Raw genomic sequence first — 13,584 nt, 5'->3', positions numbered from 1 at the left:
GAAAAGGAGGCTCTTTATTTTGAAAATTTTTAAGTATTTACTCTTTTTGTGTCTACTTTATTGACATCTATCCAGTTTTTAGATCAATCTTTTTCCCGTTGTATTCGACAATAAAAGACTTTCCAGAATTCAGTTTGCTGATTAAGTCTTTATTATCAGCAAGCAATTGCTTAACATGAGGGCTAACCTTGTCCCAAACCCCCATATCAATTAAAGCTGTTTTCAAACCAATTCCAGTTTTAGCATTAGCGATCATTTGCTTTTGTTCAAGAGTAAGATTATTCCACACACCCGCATCGCGCAAAGCATTCTCAACATACAAAGCATCTTTATACTGAACAACTAGTTCTTTCTCTTCGAAAGTCATTTTGTCCCATCTACCGTTTTCAATTAGTGCATTAGTGATTACAGCTTTTGCATCTGATGTCAGTTTAGCTTCTTTCATAATGAATTTTAGGTTGTTCCAACCTTTTTCTGATTTGCTCGAATCTCGAATCACATCGTTTAAGTTTGTTTTTACTCTACCTGTTTTTTCATCTAGAACTAAGTTTTTCCAAGCAATATCTGCATCACTAGCACCATCACTGATTAACTTGCTTGCATCTTTTACTTTTCCTGCTTTTTCTTGAACATTTCGTGTAAAATCATCATAATTTAGACCTAATTCTTTTAGACCTGCTTTGATAATTTTTTCCGATTCTTTTGTACCAAGTCCTAGCTCATCATTTAGCTTTCGTGTCGTTTCAACCCATGCTTTTCCTGCTGCAAAAGAGGCATCATTTCTTTCCCTATCTAGTTGTCTCAATGCTTCGTTATATGTTTTTTTATTTATTTGACCCTTGTCATATGATTTTTTTAAACTTTTTTCTTGCTTATCATATTTTTTTTGTATGTCTGTTAGTTGTTCACTAAAATAAGTGCTTTGCTCTTGCAACGCTTGTTTATTAAGACCTGAAACATCTCCATTCATAGCCTTAATCATTTGCTTCTTCTTCTTGTTGCTGATGTCAAGACTCTCTATTTGTTCCTCTTGCATGGCTTTGTAAATATTGTTAACCATTTTAGATTCTTCAGAAGATAAGCTTCTATGATTTTTTGCCGCATTTTCATAAATGCTTTTTATATCATTTTGTTGAGCTGTAACATCTTTCTTTCGCTCCTTAGCTTGCTTTTTCTCTTCTTCATATGATCCCTTTAAAATATTCTTAACTGCGGCAGAATAGCCATCATAACTATCTGTAAAATCTTTCAAAGACTTCTCAGTATTCGAAATGATTTCATCTCCCATACCTTTAAAGGCTTGAACAATTTGTTTAGAGTCATCTGTTGCACCCTGAGCGAATAGATCAATAGAAGCTTTTGCTTTTGATGAAAATGTGTCAAATTTTGTCATGGACTTATCAGCTTGTTCACCGATATCATAGCCCCACTTATTAACACGTTCCCTACTTTCTTCTATTTTGCTAATATGCTTGTCTAGCGCATAGATACCCACACCAAGCAACGCAGCACCTGCCACACCTAAAACCACTGGCCAAGCACTAAAAGCGCCTGTAAGCCCCGATACCGCGCCCGTTGCACTTCCTGCCACTCCTGCTGTTTTTCCAATATTTCCAGCAACGCTTGGAAGCAGACTGCTTCCTTCGCCTAAAAAGCGCCATAATCTAGCAAATCCAGTAACAAGATTACCCGTTGTACTAACCATCTTGCCACTAATGCTAAGGACTGGACCAGCCGCCGCAGCAATTCCTATCCATTTAAGAATTTGCTGTTGCTGTTCGCCGTCAAGTGAATTAAATTTATCAATCATATCATTAGCCCACTCAATCATCGGAGTAAGCGCTGGCATCAGTTTTTGTCCTACGTTTTGTTCAAGAACTTCTAAGGATGCTTTAAACTGGTCGATACTAAACTTCTTAGCTTTGCGCATGTTGTCAGCCACTTCTTTTGTGTAGCCAGAAGCTTCCTTAGCACCTTTTGAATATTTACGTAATGAATCGCCACCAGCTTCAAGTAATGTATTAACGGCAGACAAAGGCTCACGACCAAAAATAGTGGTTAAAATTGCATTTTTTTGCGTTTTGGTCATATCTTTAGTGCCCTTGTTAATGTCATCTAGCAAAGTTGGCAAGTCTTTCATATTGCCTTTACTATCTTGAATGGATAATCCTATTTGTTTCATCGCAGCGGCTGCATTGTCGCTAGGTTTTAATAGACTAGTTAGCATACCACGCATTCCCGTGCCTGCTTTTTGCCCCTCAATTCCTCGGTTGGAAAGTATACCGATAGCTGCCGCCGTGTCTTCAAGAGAATAGCCTAAAGAGTGTGAAACAGGACCAACATATTGCATTGCATATCCCATGTCTACAAATCCAGATGCTGTCTTATCGGCAATATATGTCAGTGTATCCGCTACATGTTGTGTATACTGCATTTGTTGGTTTGTGTCTTTAGAAATCATACCAAATTGTTCAAGAGTCGATGTTGTTACAGACATTACAGTTTCAAAGTCATCACCAGAAGCACGAGCAGCATCAAAAATGGAAGGCATCGATGCCATAGTTTGGTTAATGTCATAACCTTTTTTTACCATCTCTTCCATCCCGTGGAGGGTTTGTTTAGAAGCTACACCATACTTAACTGAAGCTTTTTGGGCATAACTCGCGATCTTGTCATAACGATCACCAAATTCTTTTGAAGTTTCACCAGATTCTCTTAAGAGTGAGTTAATTTCAGTTACTTGTTCATCAAACTCCATGTAAGAGTGTGTTGCTTTTGTTAGACCGGCGACAATAGGTAATGTGAAACCCACAGACATTGCAGTTCCAACTTTTGTCATTCGATGTCCTACATTTGTGATATTTGAGCCGATTTTTTCAACTCTATCAGCCCATACATCAACATTTCTCGTCGAAATTTTTTGATTCCCGACTTGAGAAATACTTCTAGCTGTTCTTTGCCCAGCTTTATCTGCTCTTTGCATTTGCCTGTCGATATTGCTAAGCTTTGAAGCTACGCCATTATCTTTTAGCTTTATATCGTAATAAATTTCACCCGCCTTTGTCACAATTTTCAACTCCTTTTGCTTCACCTTTTAACAAGCTATATAATCCATCATCAGTTGTTTCCGCCTGTTTGAAATAGCCACGCTCAGCCATTACAAGATTTTGCCTTGTTTTTTCAGCATGTAAGTATTCTGGTAAATCTTTTTTTGATGTCATTCTTATTTGCAACGTCTTCATAAATGGTGTGTCCCCATCTAAGTTAGTCAACAAGTTCACGAATTCGTCATAAGTCATTTGCTTAAGCTCCGTTCTCAGTCTCATCTGGTAGCAAGACAAAAAGGAAGGCTCTATTAAGTCATAGTCTTCAAAAACGCTATAGTACTGCTGACTTACTTCCCCGCTTCTTCTGTCGTTTCCGGGAAAATAGTTTCATAAATATAGTTGATAATGCCGTTGTATACTTCAAGTGGTAGCTTGCTTGGATGCAATTCTTTTTGGCTCTCTTCGTTAAAGAAAATTTCAAGCATTCGTTCTTCTGTCTGCTCAATTTTTTTCTGAATTTCTTCTGCCTTCTCCGCTCCATTTTCGCTATTTTCAGCCGTTTCTTTTTGCAGCACAATAAGTGAAGATAAGTCGCGTGATAAGTTTTGGTAGCGGATAACTGCTAAAGCACTAATATCTGCTTCGTGTGTTTTTCCATTTACTTCGATCGGCAGTGTTAGCTGGTTTTCTTCAAATTGAAAAGATTTTTTTCTCATCTAAAAGCCTCCTAAAAAAGCTCCCTTACAAAAGGGAGCCAATCTATTTTATTCTTCGTTTTCTGTAACCGTAACAGCTACCTCTGCTTTTACTGTCGGCTTAGACTTGCTAGCAACTGTAATTGTTGCAGCCCCTGCCGCCACCCCTGTAACAACACCTGCAGCAGTAACCGTTGCAATCGACGTATCACTAGTAGAGAAAGTAACAGCTTGATCGGCTTCAGGTGGCTCAACTGTCGCTGTAATGTTTACAGTACTATCAACCTCAACCGACTTAGTAACGCTGTCCACTGTAACGCTGGACGGCTCATTCACTGGGAGAAGCTGGAACGAAAACAGGGGTTCCATTTGAATTCATAGATGCTGAAAACGAGCCAACATCATTTGCTCCGCCACCGCCATAGTTGTTGATTCCGATCGGTCCAGTAACATCAAAACTATCTCCGTTTGGGTACTTAATAGTGATTGTTTTTTCAGCTTGTGCACCCACCTTGTCCCAAGTTTCACGCAACTTAATCTGACCCGGATCTGTATCATTATATTTCCCTTCAAGAGATAACTCCATTGCCGCACCTGTTTTAACAGCACGTTCAAATACTTCCCCTAAGGTACTATACTGTTCAACGTTTGAATTCAACGAAACATCCAACGTCTCAATATCACTAATTGGGACTGGTGTTCCGCTGCCCTCTGGATCTTTTACAAGAACTTCTAATTGTTTAACTGCAAATGTAGCCATTTGCTCACATCTCCTTTTCAAATAAAATTGTAAGCTGATATACAAGACGCTCGTCGTCATCATAATCTACTTTCCCGCCGCTTGAAATCGTTGTATTAATGACTTTTTGGTTAGGAATTTCAAGCTGACTTGGATAAGTAGTGAGAAAATAGTCTCTTAACGTGTCGTAATTCTGCTTACATTTTTCTGTGTTTTTGTCATAAATTAAAAAACCGATATTCTCACGAACTCGGCTTTGTTTCGTTATCTGGTTATCTTGAAATATAGGAACTTCTTCAATCACAATCATAGAATCTAAGTTAGTTGCTTTAACAAATCCTAAAAATTTCATGTCTGGGAACAAATTATCAAGCAAATGTTTTAAATCCACAATCATAGTCTCATACCTCTAAAAAAAATGGCGTCTAATCTAGATTTATCGTATGCTATCGCTGTTTCATACCAGCGTGGCAAACGTGCATTTGTAAAGTACTGCTTTCGAGCATAAGGAACAGTACTAGAAACTCTAGCTACTACCCCACTTTTTTGTTCAACAATTTTAGATGCCGAACTTCTCCGCAAATCACCGGTTAATATTGGTGTGACTGGAAGTGCGGCTTGTCTAAGTTCACTTCCTAAACCAGTAGCCGTTTTAACCGCACGCGTTCTTATCATTTGAACAACTTGATTTTTATGGCTCTTATAGGTCATGTTCTATCACTTCCCCCAACATTATTTCATAGTGGTGAATTGATCCGTCAGGATTTTCTAAAATTCCAACATCCACAACTTTCCCTGATACTTGTTTCCACTTTGTTAGTTGAAAAGTAGCATTGTCACCAGTGTTTACCGCAAAATCTAAATCATTGCAGAATAAACAAATGGTATGCTTCCACATCAGACCTTCTTCACTTTTAATAAGCTGTTTATCTGATTCAACACGAAACTTACTTGAATGCTCTGACTTAACAACATCATTGCCAAAATCGTTCTTCTCAATTGCTTTAAAGGCTACTTCCGTGTTTAAGAATACATCTGGTATAGGTGGAAATCTAAAGCTCATAATAACCACCTACACCAGCATATAACCAACCGTTCGATAGAAGCAGATCATGTACTTTTGATGAAACTTCTGGTATAAGGTTGTTTGAATTTTGTGCTTGACCACCCATTGACATTTTTCCAAGTGAAAAGCTCCCAACGCCAATAAAACCAGAATACTTTTCTAAATGCTCGCATTGCCATGCCACCGCTTGTTTAATTTCTTCTGGAACCTCTGAATCATTGATAACATTTGGAATCACTTCCTTATCAATAGCCACAGAAGCTTGACGAATTAATTGTTTAACTTTAACAGAATCATTAATTTCAATGTTTGCAAGCTCTAAGAGTTCTTCAGGCGTAATGTATTCTATCATTTCATCACCTTACTTCTCTGATTTTTTCTTTTTGGAACCTGCCTTATCCTTAGAAACATTGTTTCCTTCTACTATTTCGGAACTAGATGATTTTGAAGATTTTACTTCTTCAAAACCATCTTTTTTCAACTGATTAATTAGAACATCATTTTCTGTGTTATAAACAGCGTTATCTTTTTTCAGAATCATGAATATCCCTCCTTATTCGCTCGGCGTTGTGGGTGCTATAGTAGACGCAATCACACCATCTTTTTGCTGTTCCAAAACAAAGATGTCATGATATACGCGATATTGATATAACCAGCCATCCCCTTGGCCAACTGCACCCGGAGCGTGAAGATAAATAGAGGCGTGCTTTGTTCCTCCGATGATTGAACCTTTATTCACAAGGAGATAGTTCAATTTTTTAGCTGACGCAGCGGGCTTATAACCATCTGTAAAATCGAAAGTATCATAAAAGCGATCTTCCGCTTCTACCTCAACAAGACGTACACCGTCAATGGAAGTAATCCGCGTTTCTAGCGAGGAAGGTCCAATATTTTGAACAGTGATAGAACGTGTAAAGTCTGGGCAAAGTTCGAGTGCAAACATTACGTCAGGCGAAACATACATAATCAAGTTTTGCGTGCCGTATTTTTTCACTTTTCGAATTGCTGTTTTAAGTGTCAAGAACACATTATCTTTCGTAATTTCTTCATCTTTCGCATTTCCGCTTTCAGCCGCTTTTGTAGCAAGTTTTGAGAAGCGGTATGCGTCCATTTCTGGTCCTGCATGGCGTGCATTAAATTCTTTTGTAACGTTCGCCGCAGTTAAAGCTTGTCCAGTTTCATCTTGATCCATTACGTCAACAAAAAATTCAACATCACGGTCAAACGTGATTGTGTAAGGTTTATTCACGTTAGATACTGAACCTTCGTTATAGCCTTTGTTACGTGTATGTGGTTTTAGCCCTGTCGTAGTGATTGTTTGGATTTTAAATGTTTTGGCATCCATCCAAAGCAAGTTTTTAGTCTCTAATTCATTTGTATAGGTACCAAATACCAGTTTTTGGTCTAGTTCTTTTCCATATTTATCTACATAGTTAATAGCCATTTATTCTCTCTCCTTTAATCATTAGAATTAAGCGCCTTTAGAAATGGATCGTTTGAGCTTGGCGGTACATTATTGTCAAATCCCGCACCAATTGGCGGCGGGGTTTCTTCCTGTTTGTTTAACCATTCAGGATACTGTTCCACCAATTTATCTAAATTCTCATCGTTACGTTCTTCGTCTCCAAACAATTTAGTAAATGCCTCAAACCGTTCTTCTTTAACGCCTTTTTCTTTTAGTTTTGTGTGCCATGCCTCGGTTTCTTCTTTCTGGATATACTCATTAAGCTGTGATTCAATCCCATCTTTTTCTTTTTGGAGTTTCTTCAAAGCTTTTTCTGAATCCTGAAAACCACTTAAACTTTCATTAAGTTGATTGATTTCTTGTGTTTTTGCTTCAATTTCGGACTCGTGCGCGCTTTTCAAAGTCGCAATTTCAGCATCTTTCTTACGCTTCTCGTCAGCTACTCTACTTTTCACAATGTCGTTCACTTCTTCTTGTGTAAAAGTTTTTTCGCCTTCTTCTGCAAAATGTTGAATGTCAAACTTAACGGGTTCAAATTCCTTACTCATAATATCCTCCTTTTAAAGCTCTGAGTGAGCTATCCCCGTCTATTGTTTGCCGACGGGTAGGCAAAATTAAAAAGACGCTTTACGACACCTTTATTTTTTCTCTATCCAATTCACGAACCAGATAGGGATAATCTTCTAAATGCTGTTTAAGATTATCTTCCCATTCATTAATCTTGCGAGCAGTATACGGCTTTAATTTACCTTCTGCGAGTTTGTTCTTAAGTTTCCACTCGCGTATACCTCTTTCGTAATAACGTTGCTTTTGTTGAGCCTCGTAGGCTTCTTCATCGTATTCTATTGGTTCTCCTGTCTCTTCACCGTCAAAATATGGGTACAAGAAATGATGACAATTCGGGTGGAATAAGCCTTCATCTTCCGCTTGTTGTAATGACATATAGTTGCGACTTTCGTAATTAACTGAAAGTATTTCTCCTTGCCACGGAGCACATCTAGGGCATGAAAGCTCATGGGCTGATACTTGAACTAACTCATGATCGTATGCGCCTAAAACACGACGCATAGCATTTAATCCAATATGAAAAAAAGCACCTCTACCAGCTAATTCTAAATAAGAACCTGGTCGGTACTTTCTACCTGAATTGTCTATAACACTCTTAATGCCATCACCAGCAATATTTATAAGAGAAGCTGCTATAGCGTAATCTAAAGTGTTATTTGATTCATCATCAGTGTTTTTTATAGTCTCTTTGTACTTTGAAAGTGCACCTTTTTGCATTTTATTCGCTATATCATCAGAAATTGAAGTTAGCTCATTGCTTTCAAATAAATAATCATTGTCGTTTTGTCTAACTTCTTTGGCTTCGTACCACCCTTTCATTTCGTGCTCATATTCTTCGATACAATCGAGATAAACACTGTACACTAATTTGTCTATCTTGTGTTTAGAATTGCTCTTAAAACGTTTAATATAAGCTTTAAGCTCACGTTTAAACTTATTTATTCTGACAGCTTGAATAATGCGCCACTTTTTGGGATTCTTTGAGCCATACATACAATGCTTTTTAATCATTAAAAGGATTTCAATTTCTGCCTGACTAAAATGTTCCCTCAAAATGGCAGCCTCTTTTTCAAAATCTACGGGGGATTTATGACTATGTGCCATTGTTAACCACCTCTAGTTTCAGCGCCTCCGATTGCTTCGGGGTCTGGCACTTCTCCAATATCATTTTCTTTGTAGATACGATTAACTTCTTCTTGCACTTGTTTATCGTCCCATTTGGGATGAATCATTTTTACTTTTTCTTCTACACTCATCGCTTGCGCGCTTGTCATATTGTTTAGAGTAGAAGATAACTCGCTTAGGTTGGTGCTCATTGGATCTGGAAACTCAACAATAATTCGAGAATTACTATCTAATTTTCGATCAGTTAGCAAATAAAGAAAATCCCACATCAACGCTTCGTATTCGTTTTGTATGATCTGTTTCTTTTTATCAATCTTGCGCATCGTAGCATCACGCAAAGAATAAATTTCGGTTGCTTTTACATCCCGATTTCCTAAATTAAATGTATTAGGGTTATAACCAGATTTCGTTACAGCTTTTTGCGCGAAATATTCCATAGTTTCACGATAACTTTGGTCCCTAAATTCGCCTTGAATAAATTGCAAGGTATCTTTCAAAGTTGTTCCCGGGTCTAACGAACCTTTTAGAATCATAAAGTAATCTTCATCAGCGTTAACGCTCCATTTATCACCGCGCTTGCCCTTTTCTTTCATGAACATGCGTTCAGTAGCCGCAACTTTCGTTTTTGTTTTCTCACCTTCACGCATATAAATAGTGAATACATAATCAACTGCAAAAAGAAAATTAATGCAGTGTGATAGGTCAGATTCGCCTAATTCTAAATGTGTAAAGCGTGAATTTGTCGGGGTGTTATTAATCAGATAAGCTCCGAGACTAGAAAGACCAATAGAAATAGGCTTGCTTAATTGAATTTCATTTTCTCGTATGTGTTTAGCAATTGTATCCGGCAACGCTTCTTCTTGAATTGGCTTTACATCATCACCAACTATCTTACAAACAGAATACGTTGAGAATCCTCCTTGCGCTGTTTTGCCGGTTTTGTTAGACCAAGATTTAATTTCACGAGTTTCAACTAAAAAATACTTGTCATAGGCATTCGCGTTCGGAATCTCCTCAAAAAAGTTGAATCGTTCAGGTACCCCATTTTTAAAATCAATCCAAAATTGGTCAACAGAGTGAACAGAGACGCTGGGTATGCCGTTTATAATATTTATTTTAGCGGCAGCTACTCCACCGCCTCCAGCAAGTTCCGTGATCTTCACGTTCTTTTTATCAAACTTATCAATTCGCAATGCCTCTTTAAGTTGTTTAGTCAGTCCTTCGTCGACCTTATCGCTATTATCACTTGTTACCACCTTTACACCTAAAGGCTTGCCACTGATGTATTCAGCACCAACCACAACAATTTCATTCCCTGTCCCTGAATTCATCAGCTTGTTATGAATCCCTTGAACGTATCCACTCGCCCACATTGATGTTAAATGGGCGCTTTTATAGTATTCTTTTTGAGATTCCGGAATCATAGGCAAATACGAAGGAATTAAATCAATATCAGCATCTTCTTTATTGCTAAATACGCTTTTTACAAATCTAGTTAACAAACTCCATACACTCATATATTCACCTCCTTAAATAGCTTCGTAGTTTCGATAAAAGTAATTGACAGCGTAGCGACTTGTGTCCATCGCATGATTATTTTTGTCTACCGGCTTTCCGCTGTTTTCATCACGCACATACATACCAATTTCTTGCAACCAAGAATAATGATCGTATGAATCATTGCTCTGCTCCAATAGTAGATACCGCCTTTCACTTAAAAGAGTTTGCATACGCTCTATGCCTACCTCGATTCCTTTCGTAGCTCCTCTCACATCATGAGCATTGTTATCTGCTCCTAGTGTGTCCTCTCCTAGCTTTTCTAACTCTTCACGTAACCAGCGACAAGCAGGGTCAACGCGTATAGGTTCATTGCATGGGGTATTATACTTATTCATGCACCACTTTTTGAATTGGATAATTTCAGCGGCGTAAGTGGAACCGGCTTTAGTTATGCCTGTATCCCGTCCACTGTGATAATAGGTAGCCATCTGGTTCATTTTATAGACATACTCACCGTTTTTTTCATGTTCAGTTATGATATAGCACTGACATACTGTAGGGTCTTGTTGCCCGCCATCAGCAAAAAAGACCATCTCAACAGGATGCCCTTTTAATTCTGATTTTATATTTTTTTCCAAGTCAAAAGTTTCATAAATAATTCCAGAAGGCAGAACCCTCTTGCCGTACCAGTCACGCTGTAGCAAATAAGAAGAATACTTCAATTCGTTATAAAGCTCATCACGCCGCTTATCATCAAGAATAGGGTTGTCATAAGGGGTCCAATGCCTCCATTTATAACGTCCTGTTTTTTCGTATCGGTCAAACACTTCTGTTAGAATAGGGTGACTTGGTGCAGGTGGATTAAGTTCCGCTAAATGAAAGCGGTCAGGCGCTGCATAGGTTCTTCTAAATGCTTCTTTTACAAAATCCAAATGCAGCAGATTGATTTCTAAGAACGTAACAGAACCTAGAGACATACCGGTTATAGCTCCCACACTATTAACTTTCCCACCGCCCTTGTAATAAATTTTCTTAGGACCATTCGGAGAATGAAGAAGTAAATGATCTCCGTGCTCATCATGCTTCATTTCGGCTAGATTTCCATATATATGAATCAATCCCAAGCCGTCACCGTCCATAAACAATCTAAAAGCCTGTTCTTGATTATAAGCAGTGACAAGATGGTTTTTAGATGGTGAGTTGATGTAAAAATTAGCCATTTTGAATATGTCTGCGGTTGTCTTTCCAGATCTAGGGGTTCCCTCATTAACTTCAAGCGTTATATTAGTTGTTGGTTGTCTGATCGTTTCTTGTTGTTTTGGACTGAATTTCAGAATTGCCAGTACCATCACCCCCATTTACGACGTCAATAAGCGCATTTAACATAGAAGTGTCTTTCTCAGCGCCTTTAATAAGCTCTGTGCGGGCTTTAATATTATCAGTTGTAGCCAGAATCTGTCTAAGTTTAGCCGTGCGCTCATCATCTTCATTCGTGATATTGATGAATTGTTTGATAAGATTGCTTAATGTTGTCATAGCTCGACTTTGAGCATTTAAAAAATTCGCCTGTTTATCCCAAGCGAATTGATATTCGTACTTATCTGAGCCACTTTCCCCAAACCCATATTGTGTCTGAACCTTAGTTTCATCATTTTCATTTTTAACCCACATAATTTTTTGAGCGCGGATAATCGCGGCATATTGTATTTCTATTTGATGCCAAAGTAGATCTTCTGGCTTTTGTTCCTGTAACTCGCCTATAATCTCATTAGCTTCAGCATTGAAATATTTTGCAAATAAACCATGCGTTCTAGCGTTCTGATTGCCTTTTGGAGCGGCTCCACCTTTATTCCCTTTAGCGTGTTTATTGCTGTTAGACGCGCCCCCTCGTTCTTTTGTGTGCACACTTTTTAGATGGGGTGCACCCCTATCACGAAACCAGTTATATCTTTTTTTCCACGACTTCACAGTATTGAGAGAAACCCCGTACTTTTCAGCGATTTCCCTGTATTTCATTCCATCGTTATAATCTTTCTCGGCTAGTTCATACTTTTCCATGACTCATCAACTCCACCTCCAAGCGCATGTGTTTGTTTTGTTAACTATTCTTCTTTCTCGGCATCATGAATATTTCCTATAATTATATCTAGTGCCTCTAAATATGCTCATATGACTTTCCTGATACTGCTGTTGTACGTTTAATAAGCATTTCATGTATTCTAGCTAAAGAGTAGCTTTCTTCTGAAATATTTCCATTTACAGAAATCCTGTATTCTGGCTCTTTCCCTTTTGATTCGGTTATACTTGATCGAATAACATCACGCATTTAAACACCCTCCATCCTTAAGCATCTAAAACAACTCTAATTCCTTCATCACCATTGAATAGACTGCGCACTTCTTCAAGCGTTGCGAGTGCGTCAGATTGATTAGTAAAAATAAATTCTTTCGGCACATCTTCTTTTTTTGTACTTGAACTTACTGTGTTTTCTTCGATATTTTCGCTAACGTTTAAACCAGTTAAATATTCTTCGTTTCCTAGCATGATTAGATAGTTCATTATTCCACTCCTCTATTATTTGTTATTAAGTGAACATTTTTTAGATAAATGATAAAATTACTCCATATCAAAAGCAAGGAGGTGAGATACATATGGGCAAAAACCAACATGTAGTACCTAATTCAAATGGTGGATGGGATGTAAAGGGTGCCGGAAATGAACGAGCAACTAAGCATACTGATACTAAACAAGAAGCAGTAAATTATGCTCGTGAAATTTCCCGCAACCAAAACTCTGAACTTTTTATCCATGGTAAAAACGGACAGATTCAAAGCCGTGACAGCCACGGTAATGACCCTCATCCACCAAAAGGTTAATCGTACCTAGGAGTAAGTTTAATACGATAACCCTCAGCAGGAGTTGCATCAGTTGTTGTAACTTCTGCTACTTTTTCCCCTTTCTCTGTCTCCACTGTTAATTTCGTGTAGTTTTCTTCATTCAAAATATTAATATTGTTGTCCATTTTCTCACTCCTTTTCAAATTTTCAATTTTGATAATGCTGAAATACAAGATGATAGTGCTTTACATTTATATTTAAATTGCTCTTGTTCATCAACTTTACCTAGCAACTCATCTAGCTTATTAGCGTGTTCCATGCCAATAATTGGTAAAAGTAACTCAATTCCTTCATCAACATATTTTTTTAAAAGTACTAGTTCCTTATCACCAATCATTCTCATAACCTCGCTTTTAAACATAATAAAAAGCCCTCGAGGGAGGACTTTATTGTTTATTTAATCTTATTAATCAATTTTATCATTACAAAAACTTCAAATATGGAAAAAAAGAGAAGGATTGCTTCTACTATTATTAACATAGA

Annotated in this window: 20 protein-coding genes and 1 pseudogene; 1 reads left to right on the top strand and 20 read right to left on the bottom strand. The window is 37.8% G+C overall.

Features of this window, described 5'->3' with window-relative positions; genetic code table 11:
• Positions 1-67: 67 nt before the first annotated feature.
• The 18 genes and pseudogenes from HCK02_RS11535 to HCK02_RS11455 all read right to left on the bottom strand — a co-directional run bounded on the left by HCK02_RS11535 (position 68) and on the right by HCK02_RS11455 (position 12,763).
• Positions 68-3,067: a phage tail tape measure protein gene (locus tag HCK02_RS11535; RefSeq protein WP_167630259.1), complete on the bottom strand. Its 3,000-nt coding sequence runs from the start codon at positions 3,065-3,067 to the stop codon at positions 68-70.
• Positions 3,051-3,380 (bottom strand): annotated as a pseudogene (locus HCK02_RS11530) (Gp15 family bacteriophage protein); the annotation flags it as partial. The pseudogene HCK02_RS11530 and the gene HCK02_RS11535, both read right to left, overlap by 17 nt.
• Before the next feature lie 14 nt (positions 3,381-3,394).
• Positions 3,395-3,763 carry a hypothetical protein gene (locus HCK02_RS11525; RefSeq protein WP_167630258.1) on the bottom strand — a complete coding sequence of 123 codons (369 nt, stop codon included), beginning with the start codon at positions 3,761-3,763 and terminating at the stop codon, positions 3,395-3,397.
• Positions 3,764-3,811: 48 nt separating this feature from the next.
• Positions 3,812-4,078 carry an Ig-like domain-containing protein gene (locus HCK02_RS14130; protein ID WP_246215592.1) on the bottom strand — a complete coding sequence of 89 codons (267 nt, stop codon included), beginning with the start codon at positions 4,076-4,078 and terminating at the stop codon, positions 3,812-3,814.
• Positions 4,071-4,502: a phage tail tube protein gene (locus HCK02_RS14125; RefSeq protein WP_246215591.1), complete on the bottom strand. Its 432-nt coding sequence runs from the start codon at positions 4,500-4,502 to the stop codon at positions 4,071-4,073. Before HCK02_RS14125 ends, HCK02_RS14130 begins: the two co-directional genes overlap by 8 nt.
• Before the next feature lie 4 nt (positions 4,503-4,506).
• Positions 4,507-4,878 carry a hypothetical protein gene (locus tag HCK02_RS11515; protein ID WP_167630257.1) on the bottom strand — a complete coding sequence of 124 codons (372 nt, stop codon included), beginning with the start codon at positions 4,876-4,878 and terminating at the stop codon, positions 4,507-4,509.
• Complete coding sequence (locus tag HCK02_RS11510) at positions 4,875-5,192, bottom strand: HK97 gp10 family phage protein (RefSeq protein WP_167630256.1); 318 nt, start codon at positions 5,190-5,192, stop codon at positions 4,875-4,877. The genes HCK02_RS11515 and HCK02_RS11510 overlap by 4 nt, the downstream gene beginning before the upstream one ends.
• Positions 5,182-5,544, bottom strand: a complete 363-nt coding sequence (locus tag HCK02_RS11505; protein ID WP_167630255.1) for a hypothetical protein — start codon at positions 5,542-5,544, stop codon at positions 5,182-5,184. Before HCK02_RS11505 ends, HCK02_RS11510 begins: the two co-directional genes overlap by 11 nt.
• Complete coding sequence (locus tag HCK02_RS11500; RefSeq protein WP_167630254.1) at positions 5,534-5,899, bottom strand: head-tail connector protein; 366 nt, start codon at positions 5,897-5,899, stop codon at positions 5,534-5,536. Before HCK02_RS11500 ends, HCK02_RS11505 begins: the two co-directional genes overlap by 11 nt.
• Positions 5,900-5,908: 9 nt before the next feature.
• A complete protein-coding gene (locus HCK02_RS11495; protein WP_167630244.1) occupies positions 5,909-6,088 on the bottom strand; it encodes a hypothetical protein in 180 nt (59 codons plus the stop codon).
• Between the two features lie 12 nt (positions 6,089-6,100).
• Positions 6,101-6,991 (bottom strand): hypothetical protein, encoded by an 891-nt coding sequence (locus HCK02_RS11490; protein ID WP_167630253.1) that lies wholly within the window; start codon positions 6,989-6,991, stop codon positions 6,101-6,103.
• A gap of 14 nt (positions 6,992-7,005) precedes the next feature.
• Positions 7,006-7,560 (bottom strand): hypothetical protein, encoded by a 555-nt coding sequence (locus HCK02_RS11485; protein ID WP_167630252.1) that lies wholly within the window; start codon positions 7,558-7,560, stop codon positions 7,006-7,008.
• Between the two features lie 79 nt (positions 7,561-7,639).
• A complete protein-coding gene (locus HCK02_RS11480; protein ID WP_167630251.1) occupies positions 7,640-8,683 on the bottom strand; it encodes a phage minor capsid protein in 1,044 nt (347 codons plus the stop codon).
• Positions 8,684-8,685: 2 nt separating this feature from the next.
• The gene (locus tag HCK02_RS11475) at positions 8,686-10,221 is read right to left on the bottom strand and encodes a hypothetical protein (RefSeq protein WP_167630250.1); all 1,536 of its coding nucleotides are present in this window, start codon (positions 10,219-10,221) and stop codon (positions 8,686-8,688) included.
• Between the two features lie 12 nt (positions 10,222-10,233).
• Positions 10,234-11,553: a PBSX family phage terminase large subunit gene (locus HCK02_RS11470; RefSeq protein WP_167630249.1), complete on the bottom strand. Its 1,320-nt coding sequence runs from the start codon at positions 11,551-11,553 to the stop codon at positions 10,234-10,236.
• A complete protein-coding gene (gene terS, locus HCK02_RS11465) occupies positions 11,489-12,262 on the bottom strand; it encodes a phage terminase small subunit (RefSeq protein WP_167630248.1) in 774 nt (257 codons plus the stop codon). The genes HCK02_RS11470 and terS overlap by 65 nt, the downstream gene beginning before the upstream one ends.
• 97 nt (positions 12,263-12,359) lie before the next feature.
• Positions 12,360-12,530: a hypothetical protein gene (locus HCK02_RS11460; RefSeq protein ID WP_246215590.1), complete on the bottom strand. Its 171-nt coding sequence runs from the start codon at positions 12,528-12,530 to the stop codon at positions 12,360-12,362.
• A gap of 17 nt (positions 12,531-12,547) precedes the next feature.
• Positions 12,548-12,763, bottom strand: coding sequence for a hypothetical protein (locus HCK02_RS11455; protein ID WP_167630247.1), 216 nt, complete (start codon positions 12,761-12,763; stop codon positions 12,548-12,550).
• Positions 12,764-12,855: 92 nt separating this feature from the next.
• Between HCK02_RS11455 and HCK02_RS11450 the strand changes: the two genes are divergently transcribed.
• The gene (locus HCK02_RS11450; protein ID WP_167630246.1) at positions 12,856-13,080 is read left to right on the top strand and encodes a DUF2188 domain-containing protein; all 225 of its coding nucleotides are present in this window, start codon (positions 12,856-12,858) and stop codon (positions 13,078-13,080) included.
• On the opposite strand, the gene HCK02_RS11445 is transcribed toward HCK02_RS11450, so the two are convergent.
• The gene (locus HCK02_RS11445; RefSeq protein ID WP_167630243.1) at positions 13,077-13,226 is read right to left on the bottom strand and encodes a hypothetical protein; all 150 of its coding nucleotides are present in this window, start codon (positions 13,224-13,226) and stop codon (positions 13,077-13,079) included. The two genes, HCK02_RS11450 and HCK02_RS11445, sit on opposite strands and share 4 nt — an antisense overlap.
• A 14-nt stretch (positions 13,227-13,240) precedes the next feature.
• The gene (locus tag HCK02_RS11440) at positions 13,241-13,438 is read right to left on the bottom strand and encodes a hypothetical protein (RefSeq protein WP_167630245.1); all 198 of its coding nucleotides are present in this window, start codon (positions 13,436-13,438) and stop codon (positions 13,241-13,243) included.
• Between the last annotated feature and the right edge of the window lie 146 nt (positions 13,439-13,584).

The sequence above is a fragment of the Listeria valentina genome (assembly GCF_011800755.1).
Classification (GTDB): Bacteria; Bacillota; Bacilli; order Lactobacillales; family Listeriaceae; genus Listeria; species Listeria valentina.
Note: the sequence above shows the minus strand (reverse complement) of the source record. Positions and strands in the feature narration are given on the sequence as shown.